General features: G+C 57.4%; 18 protein-coding genes. 14 read left to right on the top strand and 4 right to left on the bottom strand.

Annotation, left to right across the window (positions count from 1 at the left end; genetic code table 11):
* The first annotated feature begins 39 nt into the window (after positions 1–39).
* The 8 genes from NHF56_RS15105 to NHF56_RS15070 are packed head-to-tail and all read left to right on the top strand — an operon-like array spanning position 40 to position 7,933.
* A complete protein-coding gene (locus tag NHF56_RS15105; protein WP_252806018.1) occupies positions 40–1,539 on the top strand; it encodes an ATP-binding cassette domain-containing protein in 1,500 nt (499 codons plus the stop codon).
* Positions 1,536–2,600 (top strand): ABC transporter permease, encoded by a 1,065-nt coding sequence (locus tag NHF56_RS15100; protein ID WP_252806016.1) that lies wholly within the window; start codon positions 1,536–1,538, stop codon positions 2,598–2,600. The genes NHF56_RS15105 and NHF56_RS15100 overlap by 4 nt, the downstream gene beginning before the upstream one ends.
* Positions 2,597–3,493, top strand: coding sequence for an ABC transporter permease (locus tag NHF56_RS15095; RefSeq protein WP_252806014.1), 897 nt, complete (start codon positions 2,597–2,599; stop codon positions 3,491–3,493). The genes NHF56_RS15100 and NHF56_RS15095 overlap by 4 nt, the downstream gene beginning before the upstream one ends.
* A complete protein-coding gene (locus tag NHF56_RS15090) occupies positions 3,490–4,053 on the top strand; it encodes a cysteine hydrolase family protein (RefSeq protein WP_252806012.1) in 564 nt (187 codons plus the stop codon). The genes NHF56_RS15095 and NHF56_RS15090 overlap by 4 nt, the downstream gene beginning before the upstream one ends.
* Positions 4,050–4,937, top strand: coding sequence for a carbohydrate kinase family protein (locus tag NHF56_RS15085; RefSeq protein WP_252806011.1), 888 nt, complete (start codon positions 4,050–4,052; stop codon positions 4,935–4,937). The genes NHF56_RS15090 and NHF56_RS15085 overlap by 4 nt, the downstream gene beginning before the upstream one ends.
* Positions 4,934–5,707: a nucleoside phosphorylase gene (locus tag NHF56_RS15080; RefSeq protein ID WP_252806006.1), complete on the top strand. Its 774-nt coding sequence runs from the start codon at positions 4,934–4,936 to the stop codon at positions 5,705–5,707. Before NHF56_RS15085 ends, NHF56_RS15080 begins: the two co-directional genes overlap by 4 nt.
* Positions 5,704–6,471, top strand: a complete 768-nt coding sequence (locus NHF56_RS15075) for a sugar isomerase domain-containing protein (protein WP_252806004.1) — start codon at positions 5,704–5,706, stop codon at positions 6,469–6,471. The genes NHF56_RS15080 and NHF56_RS15075 overlap by 4 nt, the downstream gene beginning before the upstream one ends.
* Positions 6,472–6,475: 4 nt before the next feature.
* Positions 6,476–7,933, top strand: a complete 1,458-nt coding sequence (locus NHF56_RS15070; RefSeq protein WP_252806002.1) for an aldehyde dehydrogenase — start codon at positions 6,476–6,478, stop codon at positions 7,931–7,933.
* Positions 7,934–8,053: 120 nt separating this feature from the next.
* Here NHF56_RS15070 and NHF56_RS15065 read toward each other — a convergent pair whose 3' ends face one another.
* From NHF56_RS15065 to NHF56_RS15055, 3 genes are read right to left on the bottom strand one after another with little or no spacing between them, the layout of a single operon-like run.
* The gene (locus NHF56_RS15065; protein WP_252806000.1) at positions 8,054–10,015 is read right to left on the bottom strand and encodes a MacB family efflux pump subunit; all 1,962 of its coding nucleotides are present in this window, start codon (positions 10,013–10,015) and stop codon (positions 8,054–8,056) included.
* Between the two features lie 4 nt (positions 10,016–10,019).
* On the bottom strand, positions 10,020–11,240 hold the full coding sequence (locus NHF56_RS15060) for an efflux RND transporter periplasmic adaptor subunit (protein ID WP_252805998.1): 1,221 nt from the start codon (positions 11,238–11,240) through the stop codon (positions 10,020–10,022).
* Positions 11,237–12,646, bottom strand: coding sequence for an efflux transporter outer membrane subunit (locus NHF56_RS15055; RefSeq protein ID WP_252805997.1), 1,410 nt, complete (start codon positions 12,644–12,646; stop codon positions 11,237–11,239). Before NHF56_RS15055 ends, NHF56_RS15060 begins: the two co-directional genes overlap by 4 nt.
* A gap of 187 nt (positions 12,647–12,833) precedes the next feature.
* Between NHF56_RS15055 and NHF56_RS15050 the strand changes: the two genes are divergently transcribed.
* Positions 12,834–13,481, top strand: coding sequence for a TetR/AcrR family transcriptional regulator (locus tag NHF56_RS15050; RefSeq protein ID WP_252805995.1), 648 nt, complete (start codon positions 12,834–12,836; stop codon positions 13,479–13,481).
* A gap of 102 nt (positions 13,482–13,583) precedes the next feature.
* Here NHF56_RS15050 and NHF56_RS15045 read toward each other — a convergent pair whose 3' ends face one another.
* The gene (locus NHF56_RS15045; RefSeq protein ID WP_252805993.1) at positions 13,584–14,489 is read right to left on the bottom strand and encodes a LysR family transcriptional regulator; all 906 of its coding nucleotides are present in this window, start codon (positions 14,487–14,489) and stop codon (positions 13,584–13,586) included.
* Between the two features lie 145 nt (positions 14,490–14,634).
* Between NHF56_RS15045 and NHF56_RS15040 the strand changes: the two genes are divergently transcribed.
* The 5 genes from NHF56_RS15040 to atzF all read left to right on the top strand — a co-directional run bounded on the left by NHF56_RS15040 (position 14,635) and on the right by atzF (position 21,702).
* Positions 14,635–16,239: an ABC transporter substrate-binding protein gene (locus NHF56_RS15040; RefSeq protein WP_252805992.1), complete on the top strand. Its 1,605-nt coding sequence runs from the start codon at positions 14,635–14,637 to the stop codon at positions 16,237–16,239.
* 1 nt (position 16,240) lies between these two features.
* A complete protein-coding gene (locus tag NHF56_RS15035) occupies positions 16,241–17,266 on the top strand; it encodes an ABC transporter permease (protein WP_252805990.1) in 1,026 nt (341 codons plus the stop codon).
* 11 nt (positions 17,267–17,277) lie between these two features.
* Positions 17,278–18,165 (top strand): ABC transporter permease, encoded by an 888-nt coding sequence (locus NHF56_RS15030; RefSeq protein WP_373456328.1) that lies wholly within the window; start codon positions 17,278–17,280, stop codon positions 18,163–18,165.
* A gap of 13 nt (positions 18,166–18,178) precedes the next feature.
* On the top strand, positions 18,179–19,810 hold the full coding sequence (locus NHF56_RS15025; RefSeq protein WP_252805986.1) for an ABC transporter ATP-binding protein: 1,632 nt from the start codon (positions 18,179–18,181) through the stop codon (positions 19,808–19,810).
* A 107-nt stretch (positions 19,811–19,917) separates the two neighbouring features.
* Positions 19,918–21,702 (top strand): allophanate hydrolase, encoded by a 1,785-nt coding sequence (gene atzF / locus NHF56_RS15020; RefSeq protein ID WP_252805984.1) that lies wholly within the window; start codon positions 19,918–19,920, stop codon positions 21,700–21,702.
* Positions 21,703–22,284: the final 582 nt, after the last annotated feature.

Raw genomic sequence — 22,284 nt, 5'->3', positions numbered from 1 at the left:
GACGTGAACACTTTGGACAGGTTAGACAAGGAAGATCGCGTGCGGATCGGCGCACGCGGTGTGACGCGCCGTTTCGGCGCGTTGACAGCGAACGATAGCGTGGATTTTTCGGCCTTCGCCGGCACCATTCACGCTATTGTTGGCGGCAATGGTGCCGGCAAATCGACGTTGATGCGCATTCTTCAGGGTATGGACCGACCGGATAGCGGAACGGTCATCGTCAACGACCAGCCGGTTACGCTTTCGGGTGCAGATGCCGCCTTCGGGCTTGGTATTGGAATGGTTCACCAGGAATTCATGCTGGTTCCGGGTCTTACGTTGTTGGAAAACTTGGTGCTTGCACACGAACCGGTAAAGGCGTTTGGCGTTGTGGACAAGGCAGCAGCAATGCAAGCCGCCCGCAAGCTGGAAAAAGAGACGGGTGTTCACCTCGACTGGTCGATGCGTGTTGACGACGCACCGGTTCACGTCCGCCAAATCCTGGAAATTCTGCGCCTGCTCCATCGCGGAGCGGACGTACTGATCCTCGATGAACCGACAGCCGTGCTCGCACCCGCCCAGATACGCGACCTGATGGCCCTGTTGAAGCGGCTGCGCGACGAAGGCCGTACAATCCTTTTCATCAGCCACAAGCTGGATGAGGTCATGGCGGTGAGCGATGATATCACAGTCATGCGTTCAGGCCGCATCATCCGCAGCATGGCTGCCGCGGCAACCTCGAAAGCAGAGCTTGCCGAACTCATGATCGGCGAAACACTCCTCGATATCGTCGCGCACAAGAGCGAGGTTGGAGAAACCGTTCTCAAAGCAGAAAAGATATCCGTGGTGGATGCCGATCAAGTCGAACGATTGAAAGGCATATCGCTGAGCGTGGCAAAGGGCGAGATCGTCGCGATCGCCGGCGTCGCGGGTAATGGCCAAGAGGAGTTGACGTCTGCACTCACGGGCCTGTCGCGTTTGCGTAAAGGTCGGGTAGAGCTTTGCAGCGTCGATGTTACGAGAGAGGGCATTGCCGCGCGGCGGGCGGCGGGCCTTGCCTATCTCAGTCCCGATCGTGCGGCTGAAGGGCTTTGCCTGACGGCTTCGATTGTGGAAAACGCCATAGCTGGACATCATCGGCGCAAAGAGTTCCTGTCGGCCGGCTTTCTCAAACTCGGGCGCATCAGGCATCATGTCGATGCGTTGCTGGACAGTTATTCCGTCAAGCGCGCCGCATCGAGCCTCCCTGTGGGCAGGCTTTCGGGAGGCAACCAGCAGAGGGTCGCGATTGCGCGTGAACTCGACGGTGATCCCGCCTGCCTCATTGCCTGCCAGCCGACCCGCGGCGTTGACATACACGGCATTGCCTTCATCCATAAATGTCTGTTGGAATACAGGGACCGCGGCGGCGCAGTTCTGCTCATTTCCGAGGAACTTGACGAAATCATTACGCTCGCCGATCGAATTCTTGTGATCTACAATGGCGAAATTTGCGGCGAGCTGGCCCGCGGCAGCGACGTCGAGAAGATCGGCGGCCTCATGCTGGGAGGCGTTCGATGATCACAATTTTATCCGCCTCCATCGGCCGCATGCGCTCCGGCGGCACCTGGCTCTCAAGCGTCGTGAAAACGCTCGCACCGCTGGTGTTGGCTCTTCTATTGGGAGCGGTCATACTGGCTGTAGCCGGACATGATCCGTTTGAGGTTTACAGGCTCCTGGTCGCTGAATCCTTTGGTTCTGCCAAGCGGGTGGCGGCAACATTTGCCGCCTCCACTCCTCTTATTTTTACCGGCATTGCGACGGCACTGGCATTCCGAGCAGGAGCATTCAATGTCGGCGTCGAGGGCTGCGTCAATGTGGGAGGTCTGGCAGCCGCCTTTGTAGGTTTCACTTTCGTGTCGCTTTCCGGCCCAGTTCTTCTGCCGGCCGCCGTTCTTGCCGCAGTCATCGCGGGTGCGCTTTGGATGCTGGTGCCTGCGCTGCTCAAATCAAGGCTCAATGTCGACGAGGTCGTGACAACGTTGATGTTGAACTTCATCGCGGTCAGCCTGACAGCCTGGCTGGTCAACGGCCCACTGCTTGCGCCCGGCTCCGCCAATTCTGCAACCCCCATTGTTGCAGACGCGGCACGACTGCCCAAGCTTATGCGCGGCAGTTCACTCAATGCCGGCTTTGTTATCGCGCTGGGTTTGGTTGTGCTCTACTGGCTCTGGGACCGCTGGACCGCACTTGGCTACGAAACCCGCATTGCCGGGCTGAATGCACGTTTTGCCAGTGCGTCGGGAATGAATGTGCCTGGTCTCCTTTTCCGCATGATGCTGCTTTCGGGTGCAATTGGTGGCCTTGCCGGGGGCGTTCATGCGCTCGGCAACGTGTTCCGGTACGTTTCTGGATTTTCGCCGGGCTATGGCTTCGTCGGCATCGCGGTCGCGCTGCTCGGGCGCGGAAACGCCTGGGGCATTCTGCTTGCCGCTTTGTTGTTTGGCGCGCTTTCGACGTCCGGCGCGACGATCCAGCTCTTCAGCGACGTGCCGATTGAGATCGTCAATATTCTCCAGGGCTTGATCATGATTTTCGCAGTCGTTCGCTTCAGCAATATCTGGAAGGTGAGACGCACATGATCGACAATGTTATCCATGCTGCTCTTGTGATGACAACGCCAGTTCTGCTGGCAGCGATGGGCGGTCTGATCAACAGGATAGGTGGGATCGTCAATATCGGACTCGATTCCATGATGCTCGCCGGTGCGCTCGTTGCCTTTATCGTCGCATCGAACAATGGAAGCTGGCCTCTTGCACTCGCCGCAGCCGGCTTATCCGGAGGGCTTGTCGCACTTCTGATGACGTTGACGATCACACGGCTCGAAGCCAAGGAGATTATCGTCGGTCTCGGGTTCAACATTCTCGTCGCAGGCCTGGTGCGCTTTTTCCTGAAAACGGCCTATGACACTTCGGGTACATTGAATCTGCCTGACATTTCCAGGTTGCCTCGTATTGATATTGCCTTCATTGCGGACATTCCCGTCATAGGTGCAGTCTTCTCCGGTCATGATGTTCTGACGTGGTTTGCCTGGATCATGGTGCCGCTGACAGCCTTGTTTCTTGCCAGAACGAGGCCAGGGCTGAGGTTGCGTGCAGCGGGGGCCGCCCCAGCAGCCACGCAGGCGCTTGGCCTTAATCCGCTTACAATCCGTGATGCGTCCTCGGTATTTGCCGGTTTCATGTCCGGGCTTGCTGGGGCTTATCTGTCGATCGGCGTCGTTGGAATTTTCAGCGAAGGCATCACCGCGGGGCGAGGCTTCATTGCCTTGGCCGCCTTCTATTTTGGAGCAGGCCGTCCCGGTTTGACATCCGTCGGTGCGCTGCTTTTCGGTTTCTTCGATGCTCTCCAAATCCGCCTTCAAGGCCGCGGTGTGCCCGCCGAACTGGTGCAGACGCTGCCTTATGCCATGGTCATTGTCGTCCTGACGGTCATTTCACTTGCTGCCCGTAAAAACCGAGGAGTCCGCTCATGAGCGACAATCCGAAAACAGCCTTGATCCTTGTCGATGTGATCCGGTCTTTCTTCGATCCAAAGTTCCCCAATTATTACCAAGGGGTCGAAAGCGTCCTTGAGCCCATGCGGGCATTGCGGCAGCAGGCAGCAAAAGGCGGCAACATCACCGTTCACGCGGTGGAACGGCACCGTCCGGAGTTTCATGACTTCGAATGGAGAAAGCTACCGCTTCATCACATAGATGGCGCAGATGATGCAGAATTTTTCGAGGATTTCCGGCCCGAAGGACCGAACGAGACATTGATCCTCAAGCGACGTTTTTCTGCATTCTTTGCAACCGATCTTGCACTTTTCCTGACCGAACAAAGAGTAGAGCGCGTCATCATTGCCGGTGTGAAGACGAATGTGTGTATTCGCGCCACCGCACAGGACGCTTTTGCCAATGGCTTCGAGCCAGTGTTGGTGCGCGCGGCGACCAATTCCAACCGACCACATTTGGCTGAAGCTTCGCTGGAAGACATTGAACGCTACATGGGCAAGGTCGTTGATCTTTCCGAAGGTCTGGAGATGCTTGCATGAGTGGTCTGGTTATCACTGGCTATGCCAGCCTGGATCATGTGGTCACACTGTCCGGCGATGTTGTTTTTGGCCGAACGACAACGATTTCCGATCGTCCAAGCGAAGCCTGGCCGCGGCTTGGCGGCGGTCCCGCCTACGTAGCTGCAGCAGCCCGGCAAACGTATCATGGACCGGTCGTGCCAGTCAGTTGGGTGGGTGCCGATATACTCGGAGAGACCTATATCAGGCAGTTGAAGGAAAGCTGCATTTCCGTAAGCGGCATGACTATGCTTGCCGAGGCGCGCACCCCGATCTCGATGCTGGTCTACAATCCTGCGGGCGATTGCGCCTGCCTTTACGACCCGGGCATTCCTCCAGACGCCAATCTTTCAGAAGCGCAAAAGTACATAATTGAAGCGGCCTCCAATGTTTGCCTGACTATCGGGCCTAAAAACGTCACGGCCGCCGTCTTGGATATGCTGCGCGAGGATCAGTTTCTCTCCTGGATCGTCAAGAACGATCCGGATGCGCTTTCCTCTGAGCAAGCATCCGAAATTGCTGCGCGGGCGGATATCATCTTTTGCAATGCGCGTGAGCGAGAATTCCTTGACAAGGCCCGCGGAGGAGCAGGCGTGCGGCGAAAGGATCAGTGGATCGTGGAGACGCATGGGCAGCGTGGTGCGTTGTTCGATTGTGCAGGAAAGCAATGCTTCGTTCCCGCTGAGGCGCTCAGTGTTCGCGATCCAACCGGTGCCGGAGACAGTTTTGCAGGCGGTGTTCTCGCTGCCTTCATCAACGGTGAAAGGGATCCTGAGACTCTCGGGCAATCCGGACATCAGGCGGCCAGGGTGCTGCTAAACAAACGCAAGTCAGAAGAAGAAACAGAAAAGGGTCTGACGCTATGACGGAACATGCAAAATTGAACCGCGCCTGGTATATCGGTGCGAAACAGGAAGACGTCGGTGAGGCGGCGATCCTGATCGGCGATCCGGCCCGCATTGGCCGCATTGCCGAGCATATGAGCGATGTGACCTTTCTTCCCGAACAACGTGGCCTGAAGACGGTGACCGGGACACGCGACGGAAAACGCATCACCGCCAGCGCCTTCGGCATGGGCGCACCGATCGCCACGATTGTCATGCACGAACTGCATGCGCTTGGTGTGAATACGTTCCTTCGTATCGGCACCGCCATGGCGTTGCCGCCGGCCAAACTCGGCGATTTTGTACTGGCTGACGGCGCATTGCGCGCAGAGGGAACCTCGCCATCTTATGCTCCACTGGGCTTTCCGGCGATTGCCGATTTTGATCTCAACACCGAATTGCGCACCTTGTTGCAGGCACGTGGTTCCCGTTGGCACGCGGGCATTTTCGGCACATATGACGGCTTCTACACGGAAATGTTCGGGCTTTCCGGCGAGAGCCGAAAGATGGTCGACAGCTTGAAGGAGGATATCCGCAAGTTGGGCCTCATCGGCACCGACATGGAAACATCCGCACTCTTGACCGCTGGCCGTGTGCTTGGCGCCCGCGCTTCCACGCTCTGCGTTGCCACCGTCGATGGGATGACGCAGGAAAAAATTGATGACGGCCTGATGGCGACCCTTGAGCGCGAAATGTTCGACATTGCGCTCGACGCCGTCGTGGCAATGACGAGGAAAGGAAAAATACAATGAGCAGGCTTAGCGACCGTTACTTTGATACGCTGATAGAGAGGCTCGAAAACGTCCGTGACAAGCAGGCCGATTCCATCTCTGAAGCTGCCGAAATGTGCGCAAAATCGATCGCCGCAGGAAAGCTTGCCTTTACCTTCGGCACAGGCCATGGCGCACTGCCGGCGCTGGAGACCTTTCCACGCACCGGCACGATTGTCGGCTTTCGACCGATCGTAGAAAGCACGATGATCTCGTTCCACCACGTGTGGGGCGACATGGGCGCGCGACAATATCGATTCATCCATGCCCAGGAAGGTTACGGAAAAGCGATATTGCGGTCTCATCAGCTAGACGCCGAGGACACGATGATTCTGTTTTCGCACTCCGGCATCAATGCGGTGATCATGGACATTGCCATGGAATGTAAGGCGCGCGGTATTGGTCTCATCGGTGTTACCTCCCTGCCGCATTCTTCCGCCACACCATCACGTCACTCTTCGGGCAAGCGCCTTTTTGAGGTTGCCGACGTGGTGATTGATACAGGTATTCCGCTTGCCGACGCTGCAATACGCATTGATGGTCTGGATGCTCCCGTCGGCGGCAGTTCGACCAGTGTGACGATCGCAATCGCTCATGCCATTGTTTCCTCAACCGCTGAAAAGCTGGTTCAGCAGGGCATTACTCCGGGCGTGATGGTCAGCCCGAACACGACAGGCAAAGAAGCGGCCAACATCCAGAATGATGCCAACTATGAGGCCCTCTGGGCGCGGCTGAAGGCACGGTAAGAACATGGACAGAAAACTATTCATTGGTGGCCGCTGGCTTGATGCCACCGGCGGGCAGACCGCTGTCATTCACGACCCGGCGACCGGCGCACCCGTCGGCACCAGCGCCATTGGCACAGCTGCAGATGTCGACATTGCCGTTGAAGCCGCCCGCGAAGCCTTTCCGCTTTGGGCAGCCCTGGCGCCGGATCAGCGCGCTCAGATCATGCACCGTGCCGCCGATCTCATTATCGAACGGATCGATGCGATCGCGGAGCTCTTGACGCGGGAGCAGGGCAAGCCCGTTCCCGACTCCAAAAAAGAGATTGCCTTCGGTGCGGAGGTCATTCGCTATTATGCAGAGGAAGGACGTCGGGTCTTTGGTTCGGTTCGGCCTGCAAGCCGTTCCGACATCAGAAATATCGTTATCTCGCAGCCGACCGGCGTCGTCGGGGGCATCATTCCATGGAATTACCCCGTGGATCTTTATGCCTGGAAAGTCGCCCCTGTATTGGCCTCGGGTTGCGTGCTCGTTGCCAAACCGCCGCATGAAACGCCGCTTGCCATCGGCATGGTGGTTCAGTGCTTTGTGGATGCAGGTCTCCCGGACGGGGTGCTGAACGATATCCCGGGAACGGGTCCCGAAGTTGGGGCAGCACTCTCCGCGCATCCCGGCATACAGGCAATAACGGCAACCGCCTCCGTTCCGGCGGGGCAGGCCATCATGCGGGCGTCCGCCGGAAACCTAAAGCGCATGCTTCTGGAACTGGGCGGACAATGCCCCTTTGTGGTGCTGGATGATGCCGATCCGGAGGAAGCCGCGGCCGCGGCTGCGCGCCGTTCCTTTTCCAACATGGGGCAAATCTGCATTGCGGTGAACCGCATCATTGTATCGCGCGGCATCCGAGATCGTTTTTCCGAGGCACTGGTGGAGCAGACCCGCAAGATGAGGCTTGGACACGGAGTTGAGCAGGGTGTGCTTTACGGTCCCGTTCTCAACGAGAGTGTGAGAGAACGCACGAAACGTCACCTGGATGACGCACTCGCTCGCGGCGGAAGGCTTTTGACCGGCGGCGATATCCCGTCTGGCGAAGCATTCGATAAGGGCTTCTTCTTCACGCCCACCGTTGTCGCGGATTCAGCCGACGACGCGTTGGTGATGACACAGGAAAGCTTTGGGCCTATAGCCGCCCTTAGAACTGTGGACGACGACCGTGAAGCACTGAGGGTCGCCAATGCGCTGCCCTTTGGCTTGGCTGCTTATGTCTATAGCGGTGACCTTGAACGCGGCTGGGCCATGGCCGAACGGATTGAGGCCGGCGCTGTCGGTGTCAATGTTAACGACACCAGCGATCTTCAGGCACCCTTTGGTGGTTGGAAGATGAGTGGTTTCGGGCGAGAGCTTGGTCCCGAGGGATTGCACGGGTTTCTTGAAAAGAAGCACATCAAGATGCGGGTGCGGAATTTCGGCTATTCGTTTTGATACGAAAACGTCGGTGAATTCAGTCGCTTCGGGGCGGTCCCGCTCAGGATCGCTCCAAATCCGTATGGCCGAACGCAGCCGATCGTCGCCTCGGATGATGCCTGTGACTCTCGACAAAGCTTAACCTCTGGACAGTGCCAGAACCGGATCAAGGCGGGACGCATTGCGCGCTGGCAGATAGCCAAATGTAATTCCAATCAGGCTGGAGCACAGGACGGCAGCAATGATGGATGTCGTGGAATAAACCAGGCTGAAGCTGGAGTTGAAGAGGCTGAACACGAAGCCGAATGCCAGTGAGGCACCGATCCCTAAAAGCCCGCCGATCAGGCAGACAAGAATGGCTTCAATAAGAAACTGTCGCAGGATGTCACTCTGTCGCCCGCCAACTGCCATGCGCACACCGATCTCCGATATGCGTTCGGATACGGAAACGAGCATGATATTCATGACGCCGATACCGCCAACAACAAGCGAAATGACAGCAATGGCTGCAACCAGAAGCGTCATGAGCTGTGTTGTGGATGTAATGGTTTCGCGTATGTCATCGGTGTTGAGAATGTGAAAATCCTCGGTGCCATGTCGATCGGTCAGAAATGCAGTCACGGCCTGCTGCGCCAGCTCGGTGTCCACCGAACTGTCGACCTGAAGGGTAATGCTGCGTAGGGACTGCGAGCCGAGAAAACGGGTTTGCACTGTTGTATAGGGCAGATAAAGCGCCAGGTTTTGGCTGCCCCCAAAGCCGTTGGATGATGCCTCCACAACACCAACAACGCGCACCGGCACGCTATCAATGAAAATAACCTTACCGATTGCACTTGCCTCTTCGTCACCGAACAGCGTGGATCTGGCATTTTCGTCGATCACCACATCTTGCGCGATACTCTTGACGCTGTCGGAATCGAAGAAGTCGCCGTCTGTCAGTTTCGAGCCTTTGACCACGAAATACTGTTCGCTCACACCGCTTATCTGTGCATTGGCCTCGACCGATCCATAGCGCACCGTGCCGCTGGTGGACACAGTCGGCGTGACGGCCACGACATAGGGCAATTTGCCAAGCTCGGTCGCGTCGGACACGACAAGGGTCGTTATTTTTCCCGAACGCGTATCGCCGAAACTCTTGCCGGCGAAGATTTCCAGCGTATTGGTTCCGAGGCTGGAAATATTGGCAAGGATGCTTTGCTGGGTACCCTGGCCCAGGGCAACGATACTCACAACCGATGCAATGCCGATGATGATGCCAAGCATCGTGAGGAAGGTGCGCAACTTGTGCGCTCCCATGGCCAGCAACGCCATGTTGAAGGCTTCACGCAGCGCAAAGGCAACGCCCAGGAACGAACTGGCGGTTCGCGCTCCTTGGGTTGGGGCCTGCTGTGGCAGCTGGTCGTTGCGGGAAGCATCATTTCGACGGTCGGCAATGATTATGCCATCGCTGATTTCGATGATGCGATTTGCCCGCTGGGCGATGTTCATGTCGTGTGTGACAATGACGACCGTTCGCCCTTCCGCATTCAGTTCCTCAAGGATACGCAAGACCTCTTCGCCGCTCTGGCTGTCCAGCGCTCCGGTTGGCTCATCAGCAAGAATGACGCGGGCATTGTTCATCAAGGCGCGGGCAATGGAAACGCGCTGCTGCTGGCCGCCGGAAAGCTCTCCGGGACGATGATCCAGACGCCCGCTCAATCCGAGTCTTTCGAGCAATGTCCTTGCTCGCGAACGACGCTCGCCCGGCGAATAGCCGGCATAAATTGCGGGGATTTCGACGTTTCCGATGGCGTCCAACTCGCCCAGCAAGTGATAACGCTGGAAGATGAAGCCGAAATATTCGCGCCGAAGGGCGGCCAGTTCATCCGGACTATTGGTCGAGGTTTCGCGGCCGTTGATGCGATAATGTCCGGAGGTGGCCCGGTCGAGACATCCCATGATGTTCATGAGGGTCGACTTGCCGGAACCGGAGGCTCCAACGATTGCCACCATCTCGCCGTCGTAAATGTCGAGGTCAACATCGTTGAGGACAGTGATTGCGCTGTCGCCGGAGGGGAATTCGCGCGTGATCTTTTTCAGCTCGATGACAGGTTTGCGCATCACATCACATTCCCGGCGGTGGACCGCCGCCAAAGAGGCCGGACGATTTTGTTGATACCAACGCTGCATCCACTTCGCCGGTCACGACCTTTTCGCCTTCCTCAAGCCCGGATAGGATTTGCGCCTGGACCTTGTTGTTCAATCCGATTTCGACCTGGCGGGTCTCGAATTGTCCGTCATCTCCAATCACCCGCACTGTGGAGTGGCCGTTCTCATCCGGTTTGCCCAGCGCCGATGATGGAATGAGCAGCGTATCTTCTGCACGGCCGAGAACGATGTGAACCTCTGCTGTCATGTAGGTTCGCAACTCTCCTTCCGTGTTGTCGATGGTGAACGTCCCGTAATAATATATCGCGGAGGTGGATGAACTTGATGAGCTGGAGGAGGAACTGCTGGACGACGTGAAGGAACTGTCGGTCTTGACGGAATCCGGCGCAGGATCAATGCTTTCCAGCGTGGCATCGTAGCGCTGATCGGGAGCGCCGACCACGGAGAAATAGACGGGCAGACCGGCATGGACCTGAACAACGTCGGCTTCGGAAATCTCCGTGCGCACGACCATCTTGTCCAGTTGGCCAAGAATGACAATCGTTGGCGTTGACGAGGAGGCGTTGACCGTTTGACCCTCCTGGCTGACGACGGCCAGAACCGTCCCGTCAATGGGTGCGGTGATTTTTGTATAGTCGAGGTCCACCTGGGCCGCTTCAACAGCCAGTTCCGCCTCGCGGATCTGCGCATCCAGCTGCTCAAGCTGGGCCTTCGTCACATCCACGGCAGCGACCGCGCTGTCATAATCGGCCCTGGATACCGCCTTTTGCGAGACCATCTCCTGCTGCCGGGCCAAATCCTGCTGATTGAGCTTCAGCGTTGCAGCCTTCTCCATGCGCTGTGCCTTTACATAGGCAAGGGCAGCCTGCTTGGTTTTCAGGGTCGTTTCCTGCGTCGAGGAGTCGATTTCCGCAATCAGATCCCCGGCCTTCACTTTCTGTCCGTTGCTGACCTTCAACGCTTTGATCTGACCGGAAACCTGGGCTCCGACGGCCACCAGCCTGGCAGGACGCAGCGTGCCGGATGTCAGAACCGTGACTTCAATATCGCCGCGCTTGACTGTCGACGACATGATCGTCGGTTGTTCTGAAGACTGGCTCTTCTTCCAATACCAATATCCGCCACCGGCAATGATGGCGAGCGCTGCAATGACGGCGACGATATGCCGAGTTTTCATGATGGATTCCGTATAAGAGTTGGGACCGGAACGGAATTGATGTCAGTCACCTCCGGTGTGGATGTATCTATCTTGCCGTCCCAGCCGCCGCCGAGTGCCTTGTTCAAGGAAATGAAGTCGGTTGCGATCGAAACCTTGGCTTCGATGAGGGACGTTTCTGTCGAATAAAGCGTTCTGTCTGCCTCAAGCAGTTCGAAGAAGCTCTGCGTCCCGGAATTGTAAAGCGAGCGCGATAGAGAGACCGCTTCTCGGTAGTGTCCTGCGGCCACCGACAATTGTTGCATTTGATTGCGGTCCTGGGCGAGCGACACGATTGCATTTTCTACCTCCTCCAAAGCGGTGAGAACTGTGGAGCGGTAGTTGAGAAACTGAACGTCGCGTGTTGCGCGCGCTTCATCCACGGCGGCAGACAGCTGGCCACCGTTGAAAATCGGTATGCTGATGGTCGGTCCGAAAGACCAGCTGATTGTCGATGCCTTGGCCAATGCGCCGAGACTGGTTCCGCTGGTGGCGATGCTGCCGGCAAGGCTGATGCTCGGATAGCGGTCTGCTTCCGCCTTGCCAACCTTGGCATTGGCCTGCGCATATTGACGCTCCGCCACACGGATGTCGGGTCGATTGGTCAAAACGTCGGCCGGAATGCCCGTCTTGACAGGAAATTTGGGTGTCGGAATTCCGCCGCCGTGACTCAATTGGCGGACAAGCGCGCCGGGTGCCTGACCCAGCAGCACCGAAAGCCTGTGCATCGACTGGCTCGCCTGTGCCTCCAATTGGGAAATATTGGCGGCCGTGCTTGCCGCTGAGCCAAGGGCCTTTTCAACGTCAATTGCGGAGGCCGCACCGGCTTTAAATTTGGAACGGGTGAGATCAGCGGTGTTGCGCTGAGATTCAGCGGTCCTTCGGGCAAGCGATATGCGCGATTGATAACCGCGCAGCTCAACGTAATTTTGCGCAACATCGCCGATGAGGCTCAAAAGCGTTGCGCGCAGCTCTTCTTCCTGGGCATCAAGTCCATATTTTGCCGCTTCGGCCGCACGACGGTTGCTGCCGAACAGATCGATCTCCCAGCTGGAACTTATGCCAGTGCTGAAGCTTGAGGCTGCAGTCTGCTTGCTCCCGGATCGCTTGGCACTGACATCGCCGTCTGCTTGCGGCAACAGCGCGCCATAGCTTGCGCGATAGCTTGCACGGGCTGCGCGGATATTCGCCTTTGCTGTGGCAACATCTACATTGCCGGCAACTGCACGTTCGATGAGCTCATTTAGAAGAGGATCATTGAACTGCTGCCACCATGCGGCCAGTTCCGGCGGCTTGGCATTGCGATCGCTCGTCCAGAAAAGCGGCAGAGCAATATGGGGCGGCGCATAATCGGGTCCCACCGTGCAGCCGGCCAGAAGAATTGCCACGGCTGCCGCGGCACCAAAACGCCCGAACTGCCTCCCAATCCTAGAAAAGGAAGACAGGCCGATGCAGTCTGTGCGTGCTGGTTTCAGAGAGTGTCGCAAATCGGGCCTGTTGAACATTTACAAAACGATATCGTACCCATATTATCCCGCCATGCCCGAGTCAATCTCCACACGACCAGAGTTGCAAATGAAACCATCCGGCGCTGAACCGCCATCAAAGCGCGGCCGCGGTCGTCCAAAACGCACCAGTGATGCCGAGCAACGACTGGAGATCATTCGCCACGCGCGCACTCTCTTCATGGAGCGGGGATTCGCCGCTTCCACAATGGATGAAATTTCGGCGCGTTGCCGCATCTCAAAGCGAACGCTCTACAAATTCTTCGCCAACAAGCTGGACGTTTTTGCGGCTGTCGTCGCAGATCACAGTCACGATATGCTGGCCTTGCCCGGCAATTATGACGATCTGCCAGTGGAAAAGGCGCTCGAATGCATATTCCGCACCGATATAGATGAAAATCTTCATCGTGAGCGCATGTCCTTTATCCGCCTCGTGATAAACGAGGCGCGCGGCAATCCGCAACTGGCCATTATGCTCAGGGAAATGGGCCGCGATCGCTCATGGCGGAATTTGAAGGCCTGGTTGGAGGAGCGGCACAAAAAGGGGCAAATCGACATTATCGATGCAGGTGATACGGCAAACATCTTGATGGAACTTATGCTGGGTGGGTTGGCGGCAGAGCCTGGCCGTCATACCGATTTTCCCGACAGAGACAGTCGCATCCGTTATCTGCGAAGCTGTATTCGCGTGGCGACACGGGGAATCATGCCTCGGTGACAACGCCAATTTTCAACAGAATGGCTGCGGCTTTCACATCGCGTTTCCCACCTTCGGCACGCAAGCCCAATACGGATATGCGGGATAAGGAATGAAGGGGCATCAGGCGCGGCTGTCAGCTTCAAGCTGATAGTCTTTCAGCGCTGTTGCCAGCTGCATGGCGAAGCGGGCCGAAGCGACGGGCAGGGTGCGACCGCGCATCTGCCCCAGAATGAGACTGCCCGCCGGCATGTCTTTTGTTGATATGGGGCGATAGACGAGTGGCCCGCCGGGTACGACCTCAAGGCCGATTGGTATTTGAAAACCGATCGCGTTTTCATGCATGACATAATGCCTGATAAGCTCGAAGCTCTCGGTTTCCACCAACGGTGACACGCGGCGGGAACTTTGCCGGGCGGCAAAATCGAGCAGGTAGCGCACGCCGTACTTCGCCGTGGGCGCGACATGGCCTACATCAAGACAGTCCCGCAATCGCAATTCCTGTTTCGCCGCTAGCGGATGGTCGGCTCTCATAATCGCGTGAACCGTTTGAGGAATGGCATGGATGACCTGAAAATCCACCAGATAGACAGGCTCGAACACCAAGGCGATGTCGGATGAATAGGAGGCCAGCTCTTCCTCTGCCTGGGCGCGGTCTCTCACGTTGACAGAAAAGGTCACGCCGGGATGCAGTGCGCGATAATCCGCAATTTGCTTGGGGAGGAAATACGGCAGCATCGCTTGAGAACTGGCGATGGATACATGACCGCGGCGCTCGCCCGAAAGGTCTGCGACCTGGCTTTGTACACGGGCCAAATCGGAGGATGTGGCACGGTAGTGATGCAGCACCAATTCCCCTGCCGGATTGAGCCGCACTCCACCCGGCAAGCGTTCAAAGACGTCCGCGCCGAACTCTTCTTCAAAGCGACTGATCCGGCGCACCAGAGCCGATGGGGTGATGTTCATGTCTTCAGCCGCCTTGCGCATGGAGCCCGCGCGTGCGACGGCTTCGATCAGACGAAATGTCAAAAGATGCTTCAATTTCCTGCCCTTTTGCCGTGGTGCATTTTTTTCACCGCATCGGTGAAAATATAGCAATTTTGTTGAACGCAAAAAAGAGGCAACGTCTTCTCATAGAGCCGCAAGAAGCGGCTTCATAAAGAGGGGATGAACCATGACAATCACAAGACGCAATTTCCTTTCGGCAAGCGCAATGATTGCCGGAGCCATACCTTTTTCGCGGGCGCTGCCGGCCTTGGCCGGGCCGGACGGCACCCTGGTCGTCGCTTATGGTCAAACCATCAACTCGCTTGATTTGCACCGCACCGGCACCAACCGAGCCAGCTACCAGATCGCCGTCAACTGCTACGATCGGCTTGTGACCTTCGGCTCCCGCACGCTGGACGACGGCAGCCTTGCCTACGATTTTTCAAAGATCGAGCCTGAGCTTGCCGAAAGCTGGACCGTTTCGGATGACGGGCTGACGATTACCTTCAAGCTGAAACCGAACGCCATTTTCCAGGATGGCAGCAAGGTCACAGCAGAGGACGTCAAGTGGTCCTTCGATCGCGCTGTCACCGTCGGCGGTTTTCCGACCACGCAGATGAAGGCGGGCGGGCTGGAGCGGCCAGACCAGTTCGAGGCACTGGATGAGGCGACATTTGTCGTCAAACTCGACAAGCCTTCGAAATTGTCGTTGCCGGACCTTGCCGTGCCTGTTCCCTTCATCATCAACGCTAAACTTGCAAAAGAACATGCGACCACCGACGATCCTTGGGCGACGGAGTATCTGCACAAGAACACGATCGGCTCGGGTGCCTATAAGGTCATTCGATGGGATCAGGGCCAGCAGGTTGTCTATGAACGCTTTGATGGATGGATTGGTGGACCGACCCCAGCGGTCAAGCGCGTTATCATGCGCGAAGTGCCGTCTGCGGCCACCGCGCGTGCGCTGGTCGAACGCGGTGATGTGCAGATCGCCTTCGACATTCCTGACAAGGATGCGGCCGAACTGGCAGACAAGCTGACGGTCTATTCAACGCCGATCGACAACTGCATCAATTGCCTTTGCATGAATTTCAAGTTTGAGCCTTTCCAGGATCCGAACGTGCGCAAGGCCGTTGCCTGGGCGGTGCCCTATGAGGCGATCTTCAAGACGGCGGCATACGGACGAGGTGCGCCGCTTTGGGGCGGTTCCGAAGAGATTGCAGACACCGCCTGGCCCCGCAAGACCCAATATTCGACAGACATGGCCAAGGCCAAGGCGCTCATGGCGCAGTCGAAATATCCCGATGGTTTCGAGACCACCTTGTCGATTTCAGCAGACCTCGGCTGGATGGAGCCTGCGGCGATCCTGGTTCAGGAAGCCGTTGCCGAACTCGGTATCAAAGTCACGATCGAGAAGATTCCGGGCGCGAACTGGCGCACTGCCAGCCTTGTCGACAAAAGCCTGCCGTTCCATTTCGAAAACTTCGGCGGTTGGCTGAATACGCCGGACTACTATTTCTTCTGGGCCTATCAGGATGGTCACCTGTTCAATTCCTCAAATTATCATGATGATCGGATCGAGGCTCTGACGGACGAGACGCTTCCCATGCCGATGGACGATCCCGCCTATGCGGGCAAGATCGAGGAAATGTTCAAGATCGTGCTGGAGGATTTGCCGCGTATTCCGCTTTACCAGCCCGCGCTCAATGTGGCGCTCAACGGCGCTGCCGGCTACGAGTTCTGGTTCCATCGTATGCTGGATATCCGTTCGCTGAGCGTAGGGGAGAGCTGATATGAACGCCCGCCTCGGCGCGATCGCTCTTCGCATTGCCCAGGCGGTGCCTGTGCTGTTCGGAGTGGTGGTCATCAGCTTTCTGTTGACCCGGGCTCTGCCCGGGGACCCTGCCGCCCAGTTCGCGGGCGTAATGGCAACGCCCGAGTCCATTGAGCAGACGCGCGTGAAACTCGGGCTCGACAAGTCGATGCCCGAGCAATTTGCCACATATGTCGTGCAGCTTGCCCAGGGCGATCTCGGCCAGTCCGTCTCGACCGGCAGGCAGGTTACGGAAGATCTGGCCGACCGACTGCCGGCATCGCTGGAACTGACGCTCACCGCGCTGTTGTTTTCCTGCGCTATTGCTATTCCCCTCGGTGTGCTGGCGGCAACCCGACCCGGAAGCCTGATCGATCAGCTCTGCCGGCTTCTGGTCACGGCGGGCGTTTCATTGCCCACATTCTTCACGGGCATCGTACTGATCTACGTCTTCTATTATCTCGCCGGTATCGCGCCCTCGCCGCTGGGGCGGCTGGACTTCGCTTATCTCGAGCCAGAGCATGTGACAGGCTTCTTCCTCATTGACGCTGCAATAGCTGGTGATTGGGAGACCTGGTTTGGCGCGCTCAAGCAGCTTGTGTTGCCCGCAGTGACGCTTGGTCTGTTTACGCTGGCACCCATTGCCCGCATGACCCGTGCGGCCATGCTGTCTGCCCTCAGTGCCGACTATATCCGCACGGCGCGCGCGGCCGGGCTTGGCACGACAAAGGTGCTCTACGGCTACGCGTTTCGCAACGCGCTTCTGCCGGTCGTGACCACGCTCGGCATGGTCTTCTCCTTTTCGCTTGGCGCCAACGTGCTGGTGGAGAAGGTCTTTGCCTGGCCCGGCATTGGCTCCTACGCCGTGGAAGCGCTTGTCGTTTCCGACTACGCCGCCGTGCAGGGCTTCGTGCTTGCCATGGCGCTGCTCTTCGTGACCCTCAACCTGATTATCGATCTGACCTATTCGGTGATCGATCCTCGATTTGGAACGGCAGCAAAATGACCCAGGCTGATATGATCAATGCTGTTGAACCAACGGCTGTAAAACCAAAAATTGGCTCCGGCAATTTCGCCCACATCATCTATGTGCTGAAGGAAAACCCGGTCACCGCAATCGCGTTCGGTCTCTTCACATTCTTCTTGCTTTCGGCTCTCGTCGGTCCGTTCGTGGTTCCCTACGATCCGCTGAAGACAGATGCAGCCATAGCGCTGCAGCCGCCGTCGCTCAGCCACTGGTTCGGTACGGATAATCTCGGGCGCGATATCTTCAGCCGGGTGATCGTGGCAACCAGGCTCGATCTGATCATCTCGGTCTCGGCGGTGGCGCTTTCTTTCGTAATCGGCTCCATACTCGGTTCAGTGGCAGGCTATCGCGGTGGTGCTGTCGATGTGGTGTTGAACCGCATTCTCGACACCATCATGGCCTTTCCGCTCTTCGTGCTGGCCATGGGCATTGTTGCGGCTCTCGGCAATTCGGTCGCCAATATCATCTATGCGACCGCCATCATCAATATTCCCTTCTATGCGCGGCTCGTGCGTGCCGAGGTCAATATCCGGCGCGAAGCGGGCTTCACACTGGCTGCCAAACTATCGGGAAATTCCGACGTGAGGGTCCTGTCCTTCCATATTTTCCCGAATGCACTGCCGCCCATGATGGTGCAGGTGTCGTTGAACCTCGGTTGGGCGATCCTCAATGCCGCGGGTCTTTCCTTTATCGGACTGGGCGTGCGTCCACCGACCCCGGAATGGGGCATCATGGTTGCGGAAGGCGCAAACTTCATCGTCTCGGGTGAATGGTGGGTCGCCATTTTTCCCGGCCTCTGGCTCATGCTTGCGGTTTTTACCTTCAACCTCATGGGCGATGGATTGCGCGATATCGTCGATCCCCGCCGACGCGTCTAGAAAGGATCAGTCCATGTTGTCGATTTCAGACCTTCAGGTTGCCTTCAAGACCCGCCGGGGCGAGGTGGATGCAGTCAAGGGCATCAGTTTCGAGCTTGCAAAAGGCGAACGTCTCGGAATTGTGGGCGAGAGCGGCTCGGGCAAGTCCGTAACCTCCTATGCGCTGATGCGCATTCTGGATGCGGGCGGGCGCATTAAGGCCGGCGAAGCCATCTATGGTGGGGTCGACTTGAAGCGTGCAAGCGAGACGGCGATGCGCGACATACGCGGGCGCGAAATCTCCATGATTTTCCAGAACCCGCGTGCAGCTCTCAACCCGATCCGCAAGGTTGGTCATCAGATTGAAGATGTGCTGATTCAGCACGGACAGGCAATTCGAAGCGACGCCAGAAAAAAGGCCATTGCAGCGCTGAAGGCGGTCAAGATCAACAATGCGAGCGCACGCTACGAAGCCTATCCGTTCGAGCTTTCGGGCGGCATGTGCCAGCGTATCGTGATTGCCATTGCGCTTGCCTGTGATCCCAAATTGCTGATTGCCGACGAGCCGACCACCGGGCTCGATATCACGACGCAAAAGGCGGTGATGGACCTTGTTGACGAACTCGTCAAAGCGCGAGGCATGTCCTCTATCCTCATTACGCACGATCTCGGTCTGGCGAGCCAATATTGCGATCGGATTGTCGTCATGAAGGATGGCCTGATCGTCGAAGCTGGCAATCCGATCGAGATTTTTACCAATCCCAAACACCCCTACACAAACAAGCTGGTGGATGCGACCCCGCGGCGCGGTGCGACGATCCGGTCGCTGTTGCCGGAAGAGGAGCGCAAGCCGCTTGCCGCGCGCCAGATGGGCGATACGCCACTGCTGGAAATCAAAGGGCTCGAGAAAACCTATCATGGAAAATCCGGGCCGGTCCGTGCGGTCAAGGGGATCAGCTTTACTGTCAAGGCTGGCGAGAGCCTCGGGCTGGTCGGAGAATCCGGCTGCGGCAAGTCCACCACATCATCCATGATCGTTCGGCTTCTCGACGTGAGCGGTGGCGAGATCCTTTATCGCGGCGAAGATATTGGAAAAATGCCCGCGCTTGCTTTCGCCCGAAATCCGCTGCGGTCGAAAATCCAGATGGTGTTTCAGGATGCAACCGACAGTCTCAATCCACGCCATACAGCCCGCCAGTCGATTGCCGAGCCGCTGAAACGTTTGAAGGGCATGCATGGTGAGGCGCTGAACGCCCGCATCGAGGAACTTGCCGCTTTGACCGGTTTGCCGGAACATTTGCTGGACCGTTTCCCGCACCAGCTTTCCGGCGGTCAGAAGGCCCGCGTCGGTATTGCGCGTGCCATCGCGCCTGACCCCGACCTTCTGATCCTCGACGAACCGACCGCAGCGCTCGACGTTTCGATCCAGGCCGTCGTCTTGAATCTGCTCGCCGATCTCAGGGCGAAACTCAATATGAGCTACATTTTTGTCAGTCACGATCTCAACGTCGTTCGGCTCCTCTGCGACAGCGTCGTGGTGATGAAAGACGGAGAAATCGTGGAGGCCGGCTCGGTGGAGGCGGTGATGGACAATCCCACAAACCCGTACACACGCGCGTTGATTGCCGCGGCGCCGCATGCGCCTGACCGGAAATCAGCTGCCTGAGATCAAAGAGAACCCGTTCATTCCTGCGATGCCAGGGACCAAGATCAGACACCATTTCCTCTCCCCCAGGGGGAAGGAAATATGTCGGAACATGAAGGATATTGACCATGCTTGAAGATCTTCCCTTTACGCTTGAGGCCCTGCGTGAGGCCTATATCGAAGGCGTGTCGCCCGCCGCGGTCATTGCGGAGGCTTTCCGGCGTCTCGATCAGACAGATGATCCGGGCATATTTCTTTTCGAGGCGCGCGATGCGGCGCTTTCCGAAGCCGACCGGCTCGGAACATTCGATGCTGCCCGTCCGCTCTGGGGTATCCCCTTCGTGGTCAAGGACAATATCGATGTTGCCGGCATGCCGACCACCTGCGCCTGCCCGGATTTCAAATATGACGCCAAAAGCGATGCCTTCGTGGTGAAGCTTCTGCGCGATGCGGGGGCGATTTGCCTTGGAAAAACCAATCTCGATCAGTTTGCGACCGGCCTTGTCGGCGTGCGCACGCCTTACCCTGTTCCGCGTAATGCGCTGGATGCAGAGATCGTTCCAGGCGGCTCCTCCTCCGGGTCCGCCGTCGCGGTGGCGCGGGGTATTGCCGCCTTTTCGCTCGGCACCGACACTGCGGGCTCGGGCCGTGTGCCTGCTGCATTGAACAGCATTGTCGGCCTCAAACCCTCGCTTGGAGCGTTCTCGGCCAGCGGTCTTGTGCCGGCCTGCCGCACCCTTGATACGATCTCGGTCTTCGCGCAAACGGTAAGCGATGCATGGGCAGTGTTCGAGCTTGCCGCACGCTATGACGCGGCAGACCCCTATGCGCGCCCGGTATCGACAGCACCCCTTTCAAAACCAGCGCCACATTTGCGTATTGCAATACCAAGCGCTGCAACATTGCAAACGAGCGGCGATACCGTGCAGGAGGCACATTTCAGAGAGACGATTGCAAACTTGGCAGCAGGTGGCGCGATTATAGAGGAGATTGATCTCACGCCGTTCTACGACGTGGCAGAACTTCTCTATTATGGGCCCTGGGTGGCAGAACGAACTGCCGCCGTGGGTGAACGTCTTTCAAAGGCGCCTGAGACCCTCCATCCCACGACGCGCGAAATCGTCGGTGCAGGGTTGAAAGTCACTGCGGTCGACACGTTCAACGGCATTTACAAGCTGAAAGAACTGCGTGCGATCTGTGAGGCGGCGTTCAAAGGTTTCGATCTTCTTTGCGTTCCCACGATCCCGACCTTTGTCACCCGCTCCGAGATCGAGGCGGACCCGATCGGGCCAAACTCGATGCTCGGCACCTATACCAATTTCGTCAACCTGCTGGATATGTGCGGCATTGCTGTACCGACCGGTGTCAGGTCCGATGGCCGGCCGGGCAGCCTGACAATTCTGGCGCGGGCGGGCCACGATGGAGCGGCAGCTTCGCTTGCGGCAAGACTTGAAGCGGGCGCAATGGGCGCAACGGACTGGGCGCGTCCGGCGTTTAAGCCCCTTGATGCAGCTGCAAATCCTGACGAGATCGAGATCGTTGTCTGCGGGGCGCATATGTCCGGCCTGCCGCTCAATCACGAACTGACATCACGAGGCGCGCGCTTTATCAAGGCTTGCAACACGGCAGCGCAATACCGCTTCTATGCGCTTGCCGGTGGTCCGCCAAAGCGCCCCGGCCTCGTGCATGACACAGACGGCGCCTCGATTGCCGTTGAAGTCTGGGCATTGCCCAAGCACGCTTTCGGCAGCTTCATGGCCGGTATTCCTGAACCGCTTTGCATTGGAACCGTGACCCTGGAAGACGGCACGCGCGCCAAGGGCTTTCTATGCGAGGCGTATGCAACGAAAGATGCAATAGAAATCACTGCGCTGGGCTCTTGGCGAGCCTATATCGCATCGAAGGCAGCTTGATGCTGAGAGCACCTACGTCTTACGGTCAAAAGTGGAGCGCTCATTGAGCGGAAAATCACCGTCAACATCGATCGCAATCCAGGACGAGAATTCCTCTCCACCTATTATGGCAACGACCTCGTTGTAATGAGGCTTGGTATTCGGCCCAACCGGTCGCGCAACCCCGTTTCCCACTTGTCGGTTTACACTTGAAACTGGGACGCGGGCAGCTTTGGAAAAATGTTACACTTCAATGAGATACAAGTCGCAGGAGTCTCAAATGAAGTGTAACGTTTTGTTGGCTACGCGAAGGTTCTTGTTGTTCTCGCCTTATTTGTTGCGCTTTGAGAAAACCTTTTGGCGAAGGCTCCGTGCAAGATCGTTCAAGAACTTTGAAATTGGTACCGCTAGGTCACGGACCCATAAATGAGGCTGTTTTGGCGGTAAAATGACAAAAATATGCGAGGAAATGGTTGAAAAGCGGGCCTTGCGGCCCGGTTGAAACCATTGACGTTGCAGATTGCAGTCATTTTACCGTCCTGCGGATAAGCCAAATTTGATCAGCCACTGCGTTGCAACGGCTTGAAAATGATCGGCATTTCC

It is taken from the genome of Rhizobium sp. L1K21, from assembly GCF_024055895.1.
GTDB lineage: Bacteria > Pseudomonadota > Alphaproteobacteria > Rhizobiales > Rhizobiaceae > Ensifer_A.
This window is presented reverse-complemented; position numbering and strand designations above follow the sequence as displayed.

Coding starts and splice junctions, on each gene's coding strand:
- NHF56_RS15035 (WP_252805990.1), top strand. CDS start 16,241: ATGAACGCCCGCCTCGGCGCGATCGCTCTTCGCATTGCCCAGGCGGTG.
- NHF56_RS15040 (WP_252805992.1), top strand. CDS start 14,635: ATGACAATCACAAGACGCAATTTCCTTTCGGCAAGCGCAATGATTGCC.
- NHF56_RS15025 (WP_252805986.1), top strand. CDS start 18,179: ATGTTGTCGATTTCAGACCTTCAGGTTGCCTTCAAGACCCGCCGGGGC.
- NHF56_RS15060 (WP_252805998.1), bottom strand. CDS start 11,240: ATGAAAACTCGGCATATCGTCGCCGTCATTGCAGCGCTCGCCATCATT.
- NHF56_RS15100 (WP_252806016.1), top strand. CDS start 1,536: ATGATCACAATTTTATCCGCCTCCATCGGCCGCATGCGCTCCGGCGGC.
- NHF56_RS15065 (WP_252806000.1), bottom strand. CDS start 10,015: ATGCGCAAACCTGTCATCGAGCTGAAAAAGATCACGCGCGAATTCCCC.
- NHF56_RS15075 (WP_252806004.1), top strand. CDS start 5,704: ATGAGCAGGCTTAGCGACCGTTACTTTGATACGCTGATAGAGAGGCTC.
- NHF56_RS15090 (WP_252806012.1), top strand. CDS start 3,490: ATGAGCGACAATCCGAAAACAGCCTTGATCCTTGTCGATGTGATCCGG.
- NHF56_RS15030 (WP_373456328.1), top strand. CDS start 17,278: ATGATCAATGCTGTTGAACCAACGGCTGTAAAACCAAAAATTGGCTCC.
- NHF56_RS15080 (WP_252806006.1), top strand. CDS start 4,934: ATGACGGAACATGCAAAATTGAACCGCGCCTGGTATATCGGTGCGAAA.
- NHF56_RS15085 (WP_252806011.1), top strand. CDS start 4,050: ATGAGTGGTCTGGTTATCACTGGCTATGCCAGCCTGGATCATGTGGTC.
- NHF56_RS15095 (WP_252806014.1), top strand. CDS start 2,597: ATGATCGACAATGTTATCCATGCTGCTCTTGTGATGACAACGCCAGTT.
- NHF56_RS15070 (WP_252806002.1), top strand. CDS start 6,476: ATGGACAGAAAACTATTCATTGGTGGCCGCTGGCTTGATGCCACCGGC.
- atzF (WP_252805984.1), top strand. CDS start 19,918: ATGCTTGAAGATCTTCCCTTTACGCTTGAGGCCCTGCGTGAGGCCTAT.
- NHF56_RS15050 (WP_252805995.1), top strand. CDS start 12,834: ATGAAACCATCCGGCGCTGAACCGCCATCAAAGCGCGGCCGCGGTCGT.